General features: G+C 65.8%; 14 protein-coding genes and 1 pseudogene. 2 read left to right on the top strand and 13 right to left on the bottom strand.

What is annotated here, in order from left to right:
- The 3 genes and pseudogenes from EBI04_RS01465 to coaE all read right to left on the bottom strand — a co-directional run bounded on the left by EBI04_RS01465 (nucleotide 1) and on the right by coaE (nucleotide 1,723).
- On the bottom strand, nucleotides 1-411 hold the full coding sequence (locus tag EBI04_RS01465) for a SufE family protein (protein ID WP_038042730.1): 411 nt from the start codon (nucleotides 409-411) through the stop codon (nucleotides 1-3).
- A gap of 9 nt (nucleotides 412-420) precedes the next feature.
- Nucleotides 421-1,112: pseudogene (locus tag EBI04_RS01460) on the bottom strand (SDR family oxidoreductase).
- A gap of 5 nt (nucleotides 1,113-1,117) precedes the next feature.
- Nucleotides 1,118-1,723 carry a dephospho-CoA kinase gene (gene coaE / locus EBI04_RS01455; protein WP_135255739.1) on the bottom strand — a complete coding sequence of 202 codons (606 nt, stop codon included), beginning with the start codon at nucleotides 1,721-1,723 and terminating at the stop codon, nucleotides 1,118-1,120.
- Here coaE and EBI04_RS01450 point away from each other — a divergent pair.
- On the top strand, nucleotides 1,703-2,998 hold the full coding sequence (locus tag EBI04_RS01450; protein ID WP_135255738.1) for an HDIG domain-containing metalloprotein: 1,296 nt from the start codon (nucleotides 1,703-1,705) through the stop codon (nucleotides 2,996-2,998). The genes coaE and EBI04_RS01450 overlap by 21 nt on opposite strands.
- Nucleotides 2,976-4,091, top strand: a complete 1,116-nt coding sequence (amrB, locus tag EBI04_RS01445) for an AmmeMemoRadiSam system protein B (RefSeq protein ID WP_167481855.1) — start codon at nucleotides 2,976-2,978, stop codon at nucleotides 4,089-4,091. Before EBI04_RS01450 ends, amrB begins: the two co-directional genes overlap by 23 nt.
- Nucleotides 4,092-4,121: 30 nt before the next feature.
- Here the strand turns inward: amrB and rnr are convergent, their stop codons facing one another.
- The 10 genes from rnr to polA form a co-directional block, all read right to left on the bottom strand.
- Nucleotides 4,122-6,377, bottom strand: coding sequence for a ribonuclease R (gene rnr / locus EBI04_RS01440; RefSeq protein WP_135255737.1), 2,256 nt, complete (start codon nucleotides 6,375-6,377; stop codon nucleotides 4,122-4,124).
- Nucleotide 6,378: 1 nt separating this feature from the next.
- Nucleotides 6,379-7,623, bottom strand: coding sequence for an aspartate aminotransferase family protein (locus tag EBI04_RS01435; RefSeq protein WP_135255736.1), 1,245 nt, complete (start codon nucleotides 7,621-7,623; stop codon nucleotides 6,379-6,381).
- Between the two features lie 10 nt (nucleotides 7,624-7,633).
- Nucleotides 7,634-8,032 (bottom strand): acyl-CoA thioesterase, encoded by a 399-nt coding sequence (locus EBI04_RS01430; RefSeq protein ID WP_135255735.1) that lies wholly within the window; start codon nucleotides 8,030-8,032, stop codon nucleotides 7,634-7,636.
- Nucleotides 8,011-8,298 (bottom strand): ribosome-binding factor A, encoded by a 288-nt coding sequence (locus EBI04_RS01425; protein ID WP_135255734.1) that lies wholly within the window; start codon nucleotides 8,296-8,298, stop codon nucleotides 8,011-8,013. Before EBI04_RS01425 ends, EBI04_RS01430 begins: the two co-directional genes overlap by 22 nt.
- Before the next feature lie 9 nt (nucleotides 8,299-8,307).
- Nucleotides 8,308-9,609: a phosphoglucosamine mutase gene (glmM, locus tag EBI04_RS01420; RefSeq protein ID WP_135255733.1), complete on the bottom strand. Its 1,302-nt coding sequence runs from the start codon at nucleotides 9,607-9,609 to the stop codon at nucleotides 8,308-8,310.
- Between the two features lie 124 nt (nucleotides 9,610-9,733).
- Entirely contained in the window at nucleotides 9,734-11,317 is a 1,584-nt protein-coding gene (locus EBI04_RS01415) for a PQQ-binding-like beta-propeller repeat protein (RefSeq protein WP_135255732.1), read from the bottom strand.
- A 57-nt stretch (nucleotides 11,318-11,374) separates the two neighbouring features.
- Complete coding sequence (locus EBI04_RS01410) at nucleotides 11,375-12,613, bottom strand: MFS transporter (RefSeq protein WP_135255731.1); 1,239 nt, start codon at nucleotides 12,611-12,613, stop codon at nucleotides 11,375-11,377.
- Nucleotides 12,614-12,704: 91 nt separating this feature from the next.
- Nucleotides 12,705-13,460 carry a C39 family peptidase gene (locus tag EBI04_RS01405; protein WP_135255730.1) on the bottom strand — a complete coding sequence of 252 codons (756 nt, stop codon included), beginning with the start codon at nucleotides 13,458-13,460 and terminating at the stop codon, nucleotides 12,705-12,707.
- A 507-nt stretch (nucleotides 13,461-13,967) separates the two neighbouring features.
- A complete protein-coding gene (locus tag EBI04_RS01395) occupies nucleotides 13,968-15,482 on the bottom strand; it encodes a hypothetical protein (RefSeq protein WP_135255728.1) in 1,515 nt (504 codons plus the stop codon).
- 152 nt (nucleotides 15,483-15,634) lie between these two features.
- Entirely contained in the window at nucleotides 15,635-18,136 is a 2,502-nt protein-coding gene (polA, locus tag EBI04_RS01390; RefSeq protein ID WP_135255727.1) for a DNA polymerase I, read from the bottom strand.
- Nucleotide 18,137 lies beyond the last annotated feature (1 nt).

Here is an 18,137-nt window from a genome sequence, read left to right as displayed (position 1 = left end):
CTAGGAAAGAGCCCTTTGCACCTGGCCTTGGAGCCGCAAGAGGGCCGCCTCGAGGCCCCTTAGCCGCAAGGGGGTGAGGAGTTCCTCCAGCCCCGCCCCCTGGTAGAAGGTGGGGGGCACGGAAAGCACCGCCTCAGGGGGCTCCCCCTCGAGGCCCTCCTTCAGGAGGCCGGCGAAGGCCTTCACCGTGGGGGCTTCATCGGGGACGAAGAAGTAGAGCCTAACCCTTCCCCCCTCCACCTCCGCCCGCAGGAAAAAAGGGGTCTGGCATTCGTGGACCCGTTCCAGCTCCACCCCAGGAGGGGGGGTGGGCACCTTTTTGGCGTATTCCAGAAGCACCTGGGCCTTGAGCTCCTTGGGCATGGCCCGAATCAGGTCCAGGGCTTCCTGAAGCTTCTTGGGCAAGGCCATGGCCTTAGCTTAGCCCACCTTGGGAGCGGTATGGGTGGGACGGAGCTCTATCTCGCTCACCAAGGCTCTTTCCGGCATTTCCGCTGCGAAAACCACCGCCTGGGCCACATCAAGAGGGGAAAGCTTCCAGGAGGCTCCGGGGATGTTTCCGGCAAAGCCCGTGTCCACCGAGCCTGGCAGGATATTCACCACCCGCACGCCGGCCTCCCTTAGCTCCAACATGGCCGCCCCCATGAGGCCCAAAAGCCCGAACTTGCTGGCGTTGTAGGCCGCTCCGCCCTTGAAGGCGTTTTTGCCCGCTAAACTTCCGATGTTCACCACCACCCCCTCGAGGCCAAGAGGGCTGGCAAAGCCGCCTTGAGGCCCAAAAAGGGCCCCACCAGGTTCACCTCCAAAACCTGGCGGAACTCCTCCTCGCTGAGCTCGGCCACGGGCTTCATCACGCCAATCCCGGCGTTGTTGACCAGGAGGTCCAGCTGGCCGTAAGCCTCCGAGAGGCCCGCCACCGCCTTCTGCCAGTCCGCAAAAGAGCGCACGTCCCCGGGCAAGGCCAAGGCCCCCTCCCCCAGCTCCGAGGCCAAGGCCTCGAGCCTTCCCCCATCCCGGGCAAAGAGCCCCACCCTGTACCCTTTAGCGTGGAGAAGCCGGGCGGTGGCCTCCCCAATCCCCCGGCTCGCCCCCGATACCAAGGCCACCCGCATGCCCTCTAGCTTAGCCCAAAACGCTCCTGGATCCGGGCCAGGATCTCCCTCAGCCCCTCCTCCAGCTCCTTAAGCCCCCCTCGGTTCTCCAAAACCCAGGTAGCCCGCTCCCTCTTCTCCTCCTCGGGCATCTGGGCTTTTTCCCGGGCCAGGACCTCCTCCCGCGAAAGCCCGGAGCGGGCCATCACCCGCCTTACCCGCTCCTCCACAGGAGCCGCCACCAAAAGGGTTCCATCCAGACGGGCCTCCCACCCCTTCTCAAAAAGTAGGGGAATTTCCAGAAAAATCAAGGGAGCTTTTATGCGGGCCAGCTCCTCGGCCAAAAGCCTCCGCACCTCGGGGTGGAGGAGGTCCTCGAGGGCCTTAAGCCTTTCCGGGTCGGAAAAGACCCGCTGGGCCAGCGCCCTGCGGTCCAGCTCCCCGCCCGCAAAGGCCTCCGGGAAAAGCCGCTCAAGCTCCGCCTTCTTGTTCTCCCTGGCCCGTGCCGCCAGCTCATCCAGGTCCAAAACCGGGTAGCCCCAGGACCTTAGGAGAGCGGCCACCGTGCTCTTGCCGCTTCCGATGTTCCCGGTGATGCCGATAATGATGGGGTGCTTCGCCCGATCGCCCATAGGGACTTCCCCTTTTATACCCCCAAGGGGGCCATCCCCGTGGGGGGTGCCCTAAGGGACCTCCTTCTGGGACGAAGGCCCTGGGACCTGGACTTCGCCGCCTTGGACCCCTTGAAGGCGGCCGAGGAAGCCCAAAGCCGCCTGGGAGGTAGCCTCTTCCCCTTGGATACAGCCCGGGGCCAGTACCGTCTCGTATCCGGAAACCTGGTCCTGGACTTCTCCCCCTTGGAGGGCGCCTTGGAGGAAGACCTTCTCAGGCGGGATTTCCGCCTAAATGCCCTGGCTTGGATGGGGGAGCGGGTGTGGGGGCTAAAGGGGGTGGAGGACGACCTCCGGCGCAGGGTCTTGGTCCCGGTGCGGGAGGAGAACCTCTACCAAGACCACCTGCGAAGCCTCCGCGCGGTGCGCCTGGCGGCCAGCCTGGGCCTCGGCCTGCCCGGGAAAACCCGAAACGCCCTTGCCCGCCACGCCCGCTTTCTCCAGGCCCACCTCGAGGCTCTTCCCGCCCGGGAACGGGTGAAGGAGGAACTGAGCCGGCTCCTCCTTTCCCCGAGAGCGGCCTGGGGCCTTCACCTGCTGGAGCGCACGGGCCTTTTGGACGCCTACCTTCCTGAGCTCCGCCCCCTGGTGGGCCTAGAGCAGGGGGGGGTGCACCATCTGGACGCCTGGCGGCACACCCTCTCCGTCCTCTTCCACCTCACCTGGCTCTGGCCAGAGGCTCCCCTTGCGGCACGCCTCGCCGCCCTTTACCACGACGTGGGCAAGCCCCTGACCCGTCGCTTTGACCCGGAAGCGGGCCGCTTCCGCTTCCTTGACCATGCGGAGGTAGGGGCGGAGATAGCGGGGACCTCCCTGGAATGGCTACGGTTCCCAAAGGAGACGGTGGAGAAGGCCAAAGCCCTGGTGCGACGGCACATGGACCGCCCTCCCGAGGGGAAACAGGCCCTTCGCCGCTTCTACTTCCGCCGCCACAACCTCCTTCCCGCCCTTCCCTACCTCATGGCAGCAGACCGCCTGGGCACGAAAGGGGTGGAGAAGGAAGCCTGGGAGGTGCTGGAGGCCTACCGGGAAACCCTTTCCGAACCCCTCCCCGAGCGCCCCCTCCTCTCCGGGGAGGAGGTGATGGCCCTCTTGGGCCTTAAGCCCGGCCCGCAGGTGGGAAAGGCCCTGGAGGCCCTCCTCCTGGCCCAGGCGGAGGGAAGGGTATGCACCAAGGAAGAGGCCAAGGCCTTTCTCCTATATTGGAAGGGCGATGGAACGAATACGCCTGCGTGAACCCCAGATCACCCCGGTGGAAGGGGGATTTCTCCTCAGCGACCCCTACGGGGTCTTCGAAAAGCCCCTGGCCCTCACGGAAGGGGGGCTTTTCCTCCTCTCCCTCTTGGAGGGGAAAACCCTGGAAGAGGTGCAGGAGGAGGTCTTCAAGGCCCACGGGGTCCTGGTGCCCAAAAAGGAGCTGGAAGACCTCCTGAAGGCCCTGGAGGAGGCGGGCCTCCTCCTCACGGAGGAGGTGGAAAGAAGGCTGCGCGAGGAGGAGGGGAGGCTAAAGAAGGAGCGGCCCATGCGCCTGGCGGGGCTCTCCTACCCCACGGGGGAGAAGGAGGCCCGGGCCTTCCTCGAGGCCTTCCGGGCCAGCTTCCCGGGGCCAAGGCCCCAAGGGAACCCCTCCATCCTCCTGCTTCCCCACCTGGAGCCGAGCCGGGTGCCCGAAGCCTACGGGGCCGCCCTGGTTGCCTTGGAAGGTATACCAGAACCGGAGCGGGTCTACCTGGTGGGGGTAGCCCACCGGCCCCTCAAGGAAAAGGCCGCTGCCCTGCCCGTTCCCTTCCAAACCCCTTTTGGCCCGGCGGAGCCCGACCTCGAAGCCCTGCAGGCCCTGGACGCCCTCCTCCCCTTTGAGCTCTTCAACACCCCCCTGGCCTTCCGGGAGGAGCACAGCCTGGAACTTCCCCTCTTCTTCCTGAAGGGGGCCTTCCCTCGGGCTAAGGCGCTTCCCCTCCTGGTGGGAAGGCGAAGCCCGGAGCTGGGGGAGGCCCTCAAGGTAGTCCTGCGGGACTACCCTGGGCTTTTGGTCCTGGCGGTGGACCTTTCCCACGTGGGGCCCCGCTTCGGGGACCAGCCCTTTTCCCGCCCCCTGGCGGAGGAGGCCAGGAGGCGGGACTTGGGCTTTCTGGAACGGCTCGCCCAAGGGGAGCCCGAAGCCGCCTTAGCCCACCTGGGGGCCAACCCCACCCGGGTGGACGCGGTGGAGGTGGTGGCCTCCCTAAGCCCTCTCCTCGCGGGGCGGAAGGGCCAGGTGTTGGCCTACCGTCTGGACCTCGAGGCCCTCACCCTCTCCGCCGTGGGGGCGGGAACCCTCGTGCTTTGACCCCCCGCGGCCCAAGCCGCGGCAGGGCCTTCAGTGCCGCCGCTTCCGCCTTGCTCGGGTCTGGGCCGGGCGGTGCATCCCCGCCTTTTCCTCCTTGGGCGTCCACTCGCCGAAGTACACCGTGTGCACCGTGGCCCGCTCGGGCCGGTCGTCGCGATTCCTCTCCTTGGGGGGTCCTACCACTTTGCGCATGTCCTCCTCCTTTGCCTTTCCCTTCTTCACCAGGGTTTTTTCCCTGGAAGCTTCCTTCTTTTCCTCCTCCCGATAGGGCAGGAAATCAATCTGGCGAAGCCTGGGGTTGGCGGCGGCGATCACCACCTCCATCTCGTCCCCCAGGCGGATGCGTTTGCCCTTGGGGCCCCAAAGGGCCAGGGCCTCCTCGCTGTAGGTGTAGGGCCCCAGGACCTCGAGGCGCACCAGGCCCTCCACCCCGTTTCGCAGCATGACGAAAGCCCCGAAGCTGGCCACCCCCGTCACCTTCCCCGTGAAGCGTTCCCCCAGGTGGAGCTCCGCCCACTTGGCCATGTAGTACTTGGTGAGTTCCCGCTCCGCCGCCTCCGCCTTTCTTTCCATCTCCGAGGCGTGCTCGGCCATGGCGGGAAAGGTTTCCTGCCACCTGGCCCTCTTGGCCGGGGTGAGGGTGCGCCTCAGGAGGGCCTTCAGCACCCGGTGCACCACCAGGTCCGGATAGCGGCGGATGGGGCTTGTGAAGTGCAGGTAGTGCTCCATGGCCAGGCCGAAGTGGCCCAGGTTCTCCGCGGCGTAGCGGGCCAGGCGCAAGGAGCGCAGGACCAGGTTGGCCACCACCGGCTCCTCCGGGCGGCCCTTGGCCTCCAGGAGCACCCTCTGCAGCGCTTTGGGGGAAAGCTTCTCGGGCAGGGCGTACCCCAGCCGGAAGAGGGCCTGCCGGAGCTTGGCGTAGGCTTCCTCCAGGGGCTCCTCGTGCACCCGGAAGAGGCCGGGAAGCCCCTTCTTGACCAGGTGCTCCGCCACCGCCTGGTTGGCGAGGAGCATGAGCTCCTCAATCAGGCTTCGCGCCTTAGGCTCCTCCTGGGGGATGAGGTGGAGGGTGCCCTCCGCCACCTCCACCTTCACCTCGGGGAAGCTGAAGTCCAAAGCCCCGGCCTGAAGGCGCTTTTGCCTGACCCTTTGCGTGAGGTCCAGGAGAAGCCTTAGGTCCTCCGCCAAGAAAGCGTGTTCTTCCGGTAAACCATACCCCTCGGCGAAGGCCTCCACCTCAGTGTAGGTGGTGCGGGCCACGCTCCTTATTACCCCTTCGGCGAAGCGCACCCGCTTTACCTCCAGGTCCTCGCTCAGGTCAAAGAGGACGGAAAGCACCAGCCGGTCCTCATGGGGCTTCAGGGAGCACACCCCGTTGGAAAGTCTCTCAGGGAGCATGGGCAGCACCCGCCCCGGCAGGTAGACGCTGGTCCCCCGCAAGAAGGCCTCCTGGTCCAAAGGGCTTCCCTCCTTCACGTAGTGGGCGACGTCGGCGATGTGGACCCCGATGCGGTACCCCTTGGGCAGGCGCTCGATGTGGATGGCGTCGTCAAAGTCCTTGGCGTCCACCCCGTCCACCGTGAAGACCCGAAGGTGCCGGAAGTCCTCCCGCCTTCTGAGCTCGGCCTCGGGGATCTCCAGGGGGATGGCCTCCGCCTCCTTCCGCACCTCCTCCGGGAACTCGGCCCTTAGGCCGTACTTGGCGATCACCGCCTCGGTTTCGGTTTCCGGGGCATCCCCTTCCCCCAGGTACTCCAGAAACTCCCCGAAAGGGCGCTTGCCGTAGTGCACCCTCACCACGATGCGGCTTCCACGTTTGAGGCCGTGGAGCCCCTCGGGAAGGAGCCTCAGTTCCGGCAGGCCTGGCTCGTCCGGGAGGAGGACAGCGTACCCCTTGCGGAGGTCCAGGGTGCCCACCACCCGCTCGCGGGCCCGCCTGAGTACCCGCTCCACCACCCCCCAGGGCTTGCCGTCCCGGCCAGGCGGCATGATCCGGGCCTCCACCAGGTCCTCGGGCCAGGCGTCCAGGGTGTAGCCCGGTGGGATGAAGAGGTCCTTTTCGGGAAGGCGCACAAAGCCGTACCCGTCCCGGTGGAGGCTGATGGGCCCCTGCACCCGAGCCGGGAGGAAGTAGTGGCTTCCCTTTTTCTCCAGAAGCCCTTCCCGCACCAGTCCCCGGAGGTACGCCTTGGCCTCCCGCTTCTCCAGGCCAAAGCGCCTGAGGATCTCCTCCAGGCGGTGGGGCCTGCCCGTCTTCTTGAAAAACTCCAGTAAGGTTTCCCGCATTCTAACCCAGGAGGCCCTCCAGGGCCTTCTCCGTGGCCTTTAGGCTTTCGGAGAAAGCCTCTAGGGCCTCGTCCGCGTGCTCCTTGCCGATGATGAGGGGGGGCTCGAGGCGCACCACCTTGGGGTTGTTGAGGCCGAAGGCGGTGATCACTCCCCTCTCCGCCAGCTCCGCCACCACCAGGGCCCCGATGTCGGCATCGGTAAACTCCACCCCCAGCATCAGCCCCCGGCCCCGCACCTCCTCGATCAGGTGGGGGTACCGGGCCTGAAGGGCTTTTAGCCCCTCCATGAGGTAGCCCCCCACCTCCAGGGCCCTTTGCGGCAGGTTCTCCTCCAGGGTAACCTCAATGGCCGCTAGGGCCGCCGCCGCCGCCAGGGGGTTCCCCCCGAAGGTGGAGGAGTGGAAGAGGGGGTTCTGCTTGAAGATATCAAAGACCTCCTTTCGCCCCACACAGGCCCCGATGGGCATCACCCCGCCCCCCAGGGCCTTGGCCAGGGTCATGAGGTCGGGGGCCACCCCCTCCCAGTCCACCCCAAAGAGCTTTCCCGTGCGCCCGAGGCCGGTCTGCACCTCGTCGGCGATCATGAGGACGCCCCTTTCCCGGGTAAGCTCCCGCACCCCCTTCAGGTAGCCCTCCGGAGGCACGCGGATGCCGCCTTCCCCCTGGATGGGCTCCACGATCACCGCGGCGGTTTCCTCGTCGATGGCCGCTTCCAGGGCCCCCAGGTCCCCGTAGGGCACCACCTTTACCCCGGGGAGGAGGGGCTTGGCGGGGTTCTGGTACTCGGGCTTGGGGGTGAGGGAAAGGGCCCCCAGGGTCTTGCCGTGGAAGCCGCCTTGGGTGGTGACGATCCCCGGCTTCCCCGTGTAGGCCCGGGCCAACTTGATGGCCGCCTCCACCGCCTCCGCCCCGGAGTTGCCGAAGAAGACCATCTCCAGGCCCTCGGGGGTGATCTCGGCAAGCTTGGCGGCAAGCCTCGCCGTGGGCTCGGAAACCAGCACCCGCACGGACATGGGCATGCGCTCAAGCTGGGCCTTGACGGCCTCCACCACCTTGGGGTGGCGGTGGCCCAGGTTCAGGGTGCCGTAAAGGCCCAAGAAATCCAGGTAGCGCTTGCCCGTGGTGTCCCACACATAAGGGCCTTCCGCGTGGGACTCGATGCGGTCCAGGCCGGTGAAGCGAAGCAACCCTGCCAAGCCGGGATTGATGTGCCGCTCAAAGAGGGTAAAGGGATCGGGGTTCATGACCACAAGGCTACCCTAAGTGTAGCACACTCAAGGCTTGGTAGAGGTCTTCCGGAATGCGGCCAGCCTTCTCCCCCACCTGGCATAGATGCCGGGTAAAGCCCTCCGCCAAGAGCGCCCCCTCCCGCTCCACCCGGTAGCGAAAGAGAAGATCCCGCCGGGAAAGGTGGGCAAGGCGGGTTCGCACCAAGACCTCTTCCCCGAAGCGGGCCGGGGCACGGAAGGTGAGGCCCAGTTCCACCACGGGGAAGAATACCCCCCGGGCCTCCACCTGGTGGTAGGGGAGGCCCGCCCGCTCCAGGAAGTCCACCCGGGCCGCCTCGAGGTACACCGCATAGACGGAGTGGTGCACCACCCCCATCTGATCGGTTTCCGCGTAACGCACCTTTATGCGGGTCTCGCTCTCCACGGCAGGAACTCCAGGCGGGGCAGGTGGCGCAGGCGCACCCTGCGGGCGATCTGGGAAAGGAGCCTTCTTTCGGCGTGGTGCAGGGCCAAGAGGGCTTTCTCCTCGTCGCTAAAGGCTTCCACGTACACCGTGAGCACCCGACCGTCCGGGGAAAGGCGCACCCCCTCCACGGTGAGGAGGAAAAGCCTGGGGTCCTCCAGCTCCCCAATGGCCTCCGCCAGGGCGCGCAGGAGTTTTTCCTCTAGGTGGGCCTTCCCGTAGCTCACGCCTCAAGCTTACTCCCGGTCCAGGGCGGAAACCAAGTCGGCAAGCTCCCTCGCCACCGCCTCCGCCCCCTCCTTGGCCTCCACCATGACCCGCACCACGGGCTCGGTCCCGGAGGGGCGCACGTTCACCCGGCCAAGACCCTTGAGCTTTGCCTCGGCCTCCCGTACCGCTTCCCTAAGCCGCGGGTGCCCCATCACCTTGGCCTTGTCCCCCACCTGCACGTTGAGGAGCACCTGGGGGTACATGGGGAGGGCCTCGTACCAGTCGGCCAGGTCCCCCCCCAAGGCCTTCAGGGCCTTTAGGGTGAGGAGGGCGGTGAGGAGGCCATCCCCCGTGGTGTGGTGCCTGAGGAAGATCACGTGCCCCGAGGGCTCCCCGCCCAGGGAAAGCCCCTTTTCCTTAAGCATTTCCAAAACGTACCGGTCCCCCACCGCCGCCCGGTGGAAGCCGAGGCCCCGCTCCTTCAGGGCCACCTCGAGGCCCATGTTGCTCATCACCGTGCCCACCACCCCCTCCTCCCCAAAGGCCAAGGCGGTGAGGTAGAGGATGTGGTCCCCGTGGAAAAGCCGCCCCTGGCGGTCAATGAACTGCACCCGGTCCCCATCCCCGTCAAAGGCGATGCCCAGGTCCAACCCCAGCTCCACCACGAAGCGGCTCAAGGCTTCGGGGTGGGTAGAGCCGCAGGCCTTGTTGATGTTCCGCCCATCCGGGGTGTTGAAGAAGGCCATCACCTCGGCCCCCGCCCGCTGGAAGAGCCTTGGGCCTATGCGGTAGGTGGCCCCGTGGGCCAGGTCCAGGCCCACCTTGAGCCCGCTGAGGTCGGGAGCGTGGGCCAGGAGGAAGTCCAGGTACATCCTCTCCGCCTCCCGGAAGTCCCCCACGGTGCCGATGACCCGGGTGGGATGCTCCTCCTCCAAAAGGGCCTCGATCTCCTCTTCCGCCTCGTCGGGAAGCTTCTCCCCCTCGGGCCCGAAGAACTTGATGCCGTTGTCCTGGTAAGGGTTGTGGCTGGCGGAGATCATGGCCCCGGCGGTGGCCTTAAGGTGCCGGGTCAGGTAGGCCACCCCCGGGGTAGGCAGGACCCCCAGGTGCTCCACCCTCACGCCCTGGCTCAGGAGCCCCGCGGCCAAAGCCGCCTCCAGGAGGTCGGAGGACTCGCGGGTGTCCTTGGCCAGGAGGACCACAGGCTTGGGGCTATGGGCCCGGAAGTAGGCCCCCGCCGCCTGGCCGAGCTTCAGGACGAACTCCGGGGTGAGGGGGGGCTTCCCCGCCTCCCCCCGCACCCCGTCGGTGCCGAAGTAGCGCCTCATGGGGAAGACTATACGCCCCTGCCTGGTATTCTGGAAGCATGGGAACGGCTCCTAAGCTCCTGAGCCTCGGGCAGGGTCTACCGGTGTGGACTTATGGAAGACCTGGACTGAATTCCGGCGAGTTCTACCTCGCTTGCACATCGCGGGTGCCTGCATGGGCAATCCGGATTGCCACACCCGCCCACTTGTGGTGTGGATCCACCTGCCACATTTCCACCAGACGGTCCGCCATCTCCTTAACGTGCTGCTGGGATACCTTCAGCCCAAAATGCCCAAGCAACATAGTTAACGCTGCAGCACCGCTGGCAGCTGGCTCGGCCTGGTGCTCCAAGGTGAGATGCGAGACCTGTGCCTGCTGGGGTAACCCCACTGCAGGTCCACGGTTCATTCCGAGATCGACAAAAATCGTGTGCCAGATGAGCCCATCTTGGTGCCGCAGTGCAACAGGGAGGGCATATTTTCCGATGCGCTTGCCGGGCGCAAGCGCGAAGCGAAAATAAGCCCGGTCTGCCTGACGTGAGGGACGAATCACCGCGTCCGCTCCCAGGGACCGCCCATCGAGCCAGAGGTCCGTAACCAAAGGTGGAACCTGGAAGGAAATCTGAATTTCCCAATCACTAGGCTGGATTTCAAGACCGGCAAGGTCTGGGTCCGCCACGATGGTGGAATCGGTCACCGCTAGGTCCACTGCGAAGAGATAGCCTGTGAACGGGGGATCCCCACCACCCACAAATACCTGAGTTCCGGCGGGAACGGGGGCGGAGTAGGGGCCATGGCCCACCGCAACTTGTGCCACGGATGACCCGTTGGCCGGGTCAAGGGCTTCCAGGACACCGCCGCCCAGGACGATCAGATGTCTGGCCGCCAGGGCCGGAGGGGCCCAAATCCCCTCTGCGTACACTTGTCGCCCCCACAGCCGGACCCCCGTGTGCAGGTCGTAAGCGAGGATGGAGCCCCCGAGCGTGGTGATGTAAACACGTTCCCCATCTGTAAAGGCAGCGCTACGAATCGTGACTTCCCCCACGTGATCTGTCCACAGCACCTGTCCCGTGGCGCACGCGAAGCAGGTAACTGTGCCGTCGAGCGATCCGACCACGACACGGCCAGCGCTCACAGCAGGTCCGGCCGTTTCCGACGTCACGACCCCGGTCTTACCTATCGGCCGTTTCCACTCAAGGCTGACGGGTACTCCCGTGTCGTCTAGGGAAACGCAGTACAGGTAATTGTTTGACGGTTCCGTACCCAACACAAACAACAAAGGGCGGGAGTCAAAAAGGGAGACGCAGGGGTTGCCGAACAGAAATGTTTGCCCCACCTGGAACCTTCGTGTCTCCCGCCCTTCCTGTTTGGTGGCAGCGATGAGACAGTTTCCAGCACACAGGTAGACCATATCCTTAAAAAGAGCCGGGCCGCTCCTGATCCGCCAGGGTGTTTTCCACGCCCACTGTAGGTCACCGTTCTCGACGTTTAGGGCAGCCAACCCGGACTGGCCCCAGAGCAAGTAAAGTCTCGAGCCGTCCGTTACTGGGCGTCCGTAACCGCCGGCAGGGAGGGTCACCTTCCATCTGAGCTCCCCGTTGTGGGAGCAGTAGGCCATCGCCTCGTACTGGTGTACTGTCCGGTTGTATGCCACGATCATGACAGTGTCGCCGACCAGAACAGGATACCGTGGGACTCCTTGGATGTACTGGATCCACCGCAGCTTCATCTTTCCATCACCTCCTTAGCCCGGATGGCTTTGTTGGAACCCCACCTCCCCGCTCCCCTATTGCGCACCGCGCACCCTGATGTAGAGCAAGAGCGCCGCGATGAGGGCGGTTGCCGAACCACCCAAGATCAAGAGCGTTTGGACGCCGAACCTTTGGAGAACCGCACCGGCACTTAGGAACACGACCACAGGGATGACCCGTAGGGCCGCATACTGAACAGCAAAGGCCCGGCCCAGGACCTCCGAAGGCAGGGTCCGCTGCAGGATGCTGGCCGTGTAGACCGAAACCAATTCGGCCGTCAGACCGGCGAGCGCCACCGCCAGCAACCACCCCTCCAGTCCCCCGAGGAAGCCCAGGGACCCAACCAGGAAGCCGAACAGGACCGTGGCAAGCCCGGACAACCGGTGCTCGTCCATCCGCCCCGCCAGTGGAGTGGCCATCAGGGTCGCAGCGATGGCCCCGAGCGCCATCGCCCCGGTGAGGAACCCATAGCCAGCGGCGCCGTGGCGCAGAACCTGTTCAGAAACAACGGGCAGGGCTATTACCAGAACCGGAATACCGACGTTGACCACCACCAGATCGGCCATGGCGAGCAAAGCCGCGCCGTGGCGGCGCAGGATACCCACCCCACTCACGAAATCCTGCAGTACCCTTGGCCGCCGGCCCCGCACCACTAGGGATTCCCCGTCCATGCGACGGATCGGCAACAGAGCCGCCGACGCCACAGACAAGGCCGCATTCGCCATGAACGTGTACACCGGGCCTACCCAGGCTAAGAGTACGCCCGTCATAACCTTGCCAAACAGGTCGCACGCGTTGCGGCTCAACCTGAGCAGCGCGTTGGCGCGTGTCAGGTCCACCTGGTCAACGATGGTCGGGACCACAGCCCCGGCTGCGACGGTAAGAAAACTGGCGGTTACCGCATGGGCCACCACAGCAAGGTACAGGTGCCACGCCTGCAAGTTGCCCAGGAGCGACAGCCCAGCCACAGCCAGACCGAGCAGGGCCCGGAAACTTTCCGCAACGAGTATCACTTTTGTCCTTGAAGCAGCGTCCGCGTAAACACCAGCAAAGGGAGCCAGCAGCAGCGAAGGGACAACCTGGACGGCAAAGGCCAGCCCAAGTTGCAGGGCGCTGCCCGTCAGCTGAAACACCAGCCACGGGACGGCAAGGGAGAACACGTTCTCGCCGATGCGGGATGAGGTCCTGCTGAGGAAAAAGTAGGAGAAGGTGGGGTTTCGGGCGAAAAGCGCAAGCCCCAGCCTGGTCATCAAGGTGGCGATGGCTTCATACATGAAACGCTCCCCAGAGAGCCGGTATTTGGAGAAGCGTGGCTTCCTTTGAGATGACGGAATGCGGCGTACAGTAGGGCCATGGGTCACTTGCTTAGACCAGGGCCCGTTCGATGACAGTGATACGATAACGGGAGGCGACCCGGACTGGTTCCTTCCAGTCTCGCAACCAAAGGGAGCGGATGACGAACTCGATCTCTGCCGTAATCTCGCCGTTTACAGGATATCCCAGGGTCACGGGAATAACCACGGAGCACGTTTCCCCTGGCTGCAGCTGGCCAAGGCATATCCGATTCCCGTCTGCGTTCAGCTGCATGCCCTTTGGCACGGTCAGCGTCAGGAATGCCTCCTCTGCGATAAAGGTCTGGAAGAGAGGTTCGGGACAGGAATACGTGACGTTGCATCGGAGTTTATCCACGCCGTCGAACTGGATTTCCACTTTCGGCAAGTCACCGACAATCACAGCGTCCTTAGTACAGTCCACGGTAAAGAGGCCGAACTCACGGTAGCCAATGCGCCACTCCCCGCCCCTGCTTCCCCCCCAGCGGCTTTGATCCCACGGGTCCAGAAGAATGAATTCCTCGGCAGCATCATCGTAGCCCACCACCAGCACCGCGTGCCCAGTTCGGTCGACTTCCTTACGGAGAATGTCCTCCTCTGCAGGGTAGTTCCACCCCGGATGCAGACGGACCAGAACGGGCAGGTTCTGGGCCACCAGTGAGCGAACATGGTTGACAAAGCGCTCGTGATAGGGGTCGTGATAGATGAAACATGGGAGCCCCGTCGTTGCCGACTCACCAACCCTTAGTAGTTTCACTTCAGCAGTGCTCTTCGTGATCGGTGCGCTCATGGATTTTTCTCCTTTCTTTTTTTTCCTTTAGAGTTAAATTGCACTTGGCTCAAGTCGTGTGTAATAGAGTTATCCGTTGTGTCCCGGATGGTGTCCCCTGTGTGTTTCGAAATCAGGAGCCTGCCGTCCGGGGTCCACTCCATGTGGGTGGGCGCGTGCAGGTTCCAGGCAAAGGGCCGCACGTGCACCCGCCGGGTCCGGCCGCCCACCTTGACCTCCTGTACCTCCTGGAGCATCTCCCCCACCCCCTTCAGGGTCACCCCCAGGGTAGCAGGGAGGAGGTAACGAACCGGTGAGGTAAATTTCGTTACCTTCCCTGGTCAGACGTTACCTTTTGCCCTCAGACGTTACCTTAGCCTCCCGGACGTTACGCCCTTCCGAGCAGGATGGGGGCATGGAGCGGTGGGTGCACCTCCTCCTTTTGGCGGTTCTTCTCCTTTGGGCCCTCGCCCTGGGGCACCCCCCGGACCTGGCCTGCCTGGACCTGGGGTGCTGGCCCCCGCGGGGCTAGAGGCCCCATTCCCGCCGGAGCCGCCCCACCCGGGCCAGGACCGCGGGGCGCCGGGGGTCCAGGGGAGGGAGGCGTTCCAGGAGGGCCTCCCAGAGCTCTAAGTCGTCCCCAAGCCGCTCTGCTAGGCCCTCCAGGAGGAGGGGGTTCCCCGAGGCCAGGACCTTATGGCGCAAAGCTTCTTCCAGGTGGCCGCGCATCTCCTCTATGGCCGGGACCTGGCTCCTGGGGAGGAGGGGGCCCCGGTAGAGTTGGAGGGCTCGGGGGAGGTCCACCTGTTCCAGGGCTTCCCTCACCTCCAGGAAGTCCGCCCGTAAGGGGGAGAGGAGGCGGTAGGGGCGGCTCGCCACAGCAAGCCCCCGCGCCCGCAGGCGATGGAGCTCCATGCGCAGGGCGGGGGTATTCGCTTCCCCGTAGAGGGCCAGGGCCAGGGCTTCTCCCCTCCAGCCCTCGGGCCTAAACAGGAGGAGGACCAGAAGCTCGGCCTGCCTGAGGGGCAGGGGCTTCCCGAAAAGCCGGGCTTCCCCCAGGGCCCGGAAGCCCCCCGCCTCTGGGGCCAAGGGACCCAGGTAGAGGCGTTGAGCCTCGGGGCGGAGGGCCAAGGCCAAGCCTTGGAACCCAGGGGGAAGGGGTGTGCTCCGGGACCAGGCCAGGCGGCTGGCCGCCAGGAGGGCCCGGGGGCGGTCCACCCCGGGGCCTTCCCCCAGGCAAAGCAGCGCCTCTGTCAAGTGAGGGTAAGCCTCCTCAGGGTAGGCTTCCCAGAGGGCGAGCCCCCGGCCCAGGGCCAGGTAACCCTGCCTCCCCTCGGGCAGGGCGGCCTTGGCCCCCTCCAAAAGAAGGGCCAGCTCGGGCTCCCCCAGGAGGGCCAGGACCCCCTCCCCCAGGAAGCTCCCGTAGGCCCCGGGGCCCAGGCTGGGCAGCAGGCCCCGCATCGCCGCGGCCGCCTGCTCCCGCCTCCCCCGGAGGAGGTGGGCCAGGAGGAGGGTGAAGCCCGCCAGGAGGCGCACCCCAGGGTAGGGGTGGAAGGTGTAACTCTCCGCCCCGGCCAGGACCTCCCCTAGGGGCATCTTCCCGAAGAGGAGCTCCAGCCTCAGGCGGTGGAGATAGGTCCAGGGGGTGGGCCACTTGGCCTGGGCCAAGGCCGCGTGGGCCAGGGCCGCCTCCTGGCCCAGAAGCTCCCGGGCCCGGGCCAGGGCCAGGTGGAGGCGGGCCTCCCCCTCCGGGTCTCCCCTGAGGCAGTGGAGGGCCTCCTCCAGGGCCACCACCCCTTCCCGTGGGGGCAGGGCCAGGCCCAGATGGTAGAGGGTGAAGGGGGTTGGGGCTTGCCTCGCGGCCTCCAGGGCGAGCCTGCGGTAGCCCGGGAGGTCCCCCCTCCTCCCCCGGAGGAAGCCCCTCAGGGCCAGGGCCTCCGCCGCCTCCTCCGGCCCCGCCGGGAGCAGGGCGCCGAGGAGCGCTTCCGCCTCCCCCTCCCGCCCCGCCTCCAGGGCGCGGAGGACGGGCCCTAAGGATTCCATGCCCCTAGGCTAAGCATTACTCCCCCTTTGCCTCTGGAAGGAGGTCACGTTCCCCTAGGCATGGAGTCCCCTTCCGGCCCCGTGAGGGGCCCGCTTGGGTCCGGGGCCAGGCACACATCAACCCCGCCGCAGCTTGAGTCAGGGCGGGGTGCTTACCCCTTGGCGGAAAGCCAGTCGTCCCCCAGGCCCACCTCCACCTCCAGGGGCACGGCCAGGGGCCAGACCCCTTCCATCACCTCCTTGGCCAGGGCGGCCACGGCCTCTGCCCGCTCTTTCGGGGCCTCGAGGACCAGCTCGTCGTGTACCTGCAAAAGCATCCTGGCTCCTAGCTCCCCAAGCCTGGGAAAGAGCTTCACCATGGCCAGCTTCATCAAATCCGCGGCGGTGCCCTGCACCGGCATGTTGAAGGCCATGCGCTCCGCCGCCTCCCGCACGCTCTTCACCCGGGAAGCCAGATCCGGCACGTAGCGCCTGCGGCCAAAGAGGGTTTCCACATAGCCCCGCTCCCGCCCCTCCTTTAGGGTTCTCTCAATCCAGGCCCGCACCTTGGGGTAGCTCTGGAAGTAGCGCTCGATGAAGGCCACCGCCTCCTCGTAGGGGATGGCAAGCTCTGCGGAAAGCCGGTGGGCGGACATGCCGTAGAGGACCCCGAAGTTGATGGTCTTGGCCGCCCGGCGCATGAGGGGGTCCACGGCCTCCGGGGGCACGGAAAACATCCAGCTTGCGGTCTGGGTGTGGATGTCCTGCCCTTCCCGGAAGACCCGGATGAGGTTCTCGTCCCCGGAGAGGTGGGCCAGGACCCGGAGCTCGATTTGGCTATAGTCCAAGGCCACCAGGACCCAGCCCTCCTCGGCCACGAAGGCCCGGCGGATCCGCTGGCCCAAGGGGGTGCGCACGGGGATGTTTTGCAGGTTGGGGTCGGAGCTACTAAGCCTCCCCGTGGCCGTGGCCGTCTGGTTGAAGCGGGTGTGAAGCCGGCCCGTCTTGGGATGGACCAGGGCGGGCAGAGGGTCGATGTAGGTGCCCTTGAGCTTGGAAAGCTCCCGGTACTGCAGGATGCGGTCCACGATGGGGTGGACATGCCTTAGGGCCTCCAACACCGCAGCGCTGGTGGAGCGCTTGCCCGTCTTCTCCGTCTTGCCGATGGCGGGAAGCCCCAGCTCGTCAAAGAGCACCCGCTCCAGCTGGTCGCGGGAGTTCAGGTTGAAAGGGTGCCCGGCCAGGCGGAAGACCTCCTCCTCGAGGCGCTTCATCTCCGCCTCCACCTCGAGGGAGAGGGCCTTCAGGTAGGCCACGTCCAGCCGGACCCCCGTGGCCTCCATCTGGGCCAGAACCCGCGAGAGGGGTTTTTCCACCTCCTCATAAAGCCAAAGAAGCCGCTCCTCCCCCTTAAGCCGCTCCAAGAGGGCGGCGTAGAGCCTTTCAGAAAGCAGGGCCCTTTCCCCCGCCTCCGCGGTCCACTCCCCCCCGTAGCGCCTGGCTACCCCCTCGGGGCTGGTGTTGGAAGGATCCAGGAGGTAGGCGAGGAGCATGGGATCGTCCCCAGGCACCAGGGGAACCCCCTCCCTCAGGGCCAAGACCACCAGGTCCTTGGCCAAAAGACCCCGGACCTCCTCCAGCTCCCTAAGGGCAGCCAAGGGCTCCTCCGCCCGGTGAACCCGCCCCTTTAGGGCCGCCGCCAGGGCCCTAAGCTCCGCCCACATGGGCTCGGGCCGGGAGAGGACAAAGCCCACGAACGCCCCTTTGGGGGGCGGCCAGGGGGCTTCTTCCGCTGCCGTGGGGCTTTCCAGAAGGCCGAACTCATGCAGGAGGCTTCCGAACTCCAGCCTCTCCAAAAAAGCCCTAAGCCCCTCCCGGTCCGGCTCCTGGCGCCGAGTGAAGTCCACCTGAAGGGGCAAGTCCGTGCGCACCCGGGAAAGCTCCAAGGACAGCTCGAGGTCCTCCATGTGGCTGAGGATCTTCTCCCGCACGGAAGCGGGCTTCACCTGGTCCAGGTGCTTGAGAAGGTTTTCCAGGCTCCCCCACTCCCGGATCAGCTTGGCCGCCGTCTTCTCCCCGATGCCCTTCACCCCAGGGATGTTGTCGGAAGGATCCCCAGCCAGGGCCCGGTAGTCCACCCACTGCTCGGGACGGAGACCATACTTCTGCCAAAGCCACTCCGGGGTGATCAGGTACCCCTCGGGGTGCAGGATGGAGATCCGGTCCGAAAGGAGCTGGTAGAGGTCCCGGTCCGCGGTGAGGATGCGCACCTCGTAGCCTTCCTTTTCCGCCTTCTTGGCCAGGGTGGCCAGGACGTCATCCGCCTCGAAGCCGGGAACCTCCAAGCGGGTGAGGCCCAGAAGGTCTACGAGCTCCTTGATGAGGGCGAGCTGCCTGGGGAAATCCTCCGGCGTGGGGGCCCGCCCCGCCTTGTACCCCTCGTAGGCCTGGTGGCGGAAGGAAGGGGCCTTGGCGTCGAAGACCACGATCACCCCGTCCCCGTCCTCCTTCAGGGCCTTGAGGAGGCTCTTGGCGAAGCCGTACACCGCCTGCACGGGCTCCCCGCGGCTGGTGGTGAGGCTCTTCAGGGCAAAAAAGGTACGGTAGGCCAGGTGGTGGCCGTCCACGAGGAGGAGGCGGCCTTTGGATTCAAAGAGGGGCAGCATTGCCTCCATG

The organism is Thermus caldilimi, from assembly GCF_004684245.1.
GTDB lineage: Bacteria > Deinococcota > Deinococci > Deinococcales > Thermaceae > Thermus > Thermus caldilimi.
Note: the sequence above shows the minus strand (reverse complement) of the source record. Positions and strands in the feature narration are given on the sequence as shown.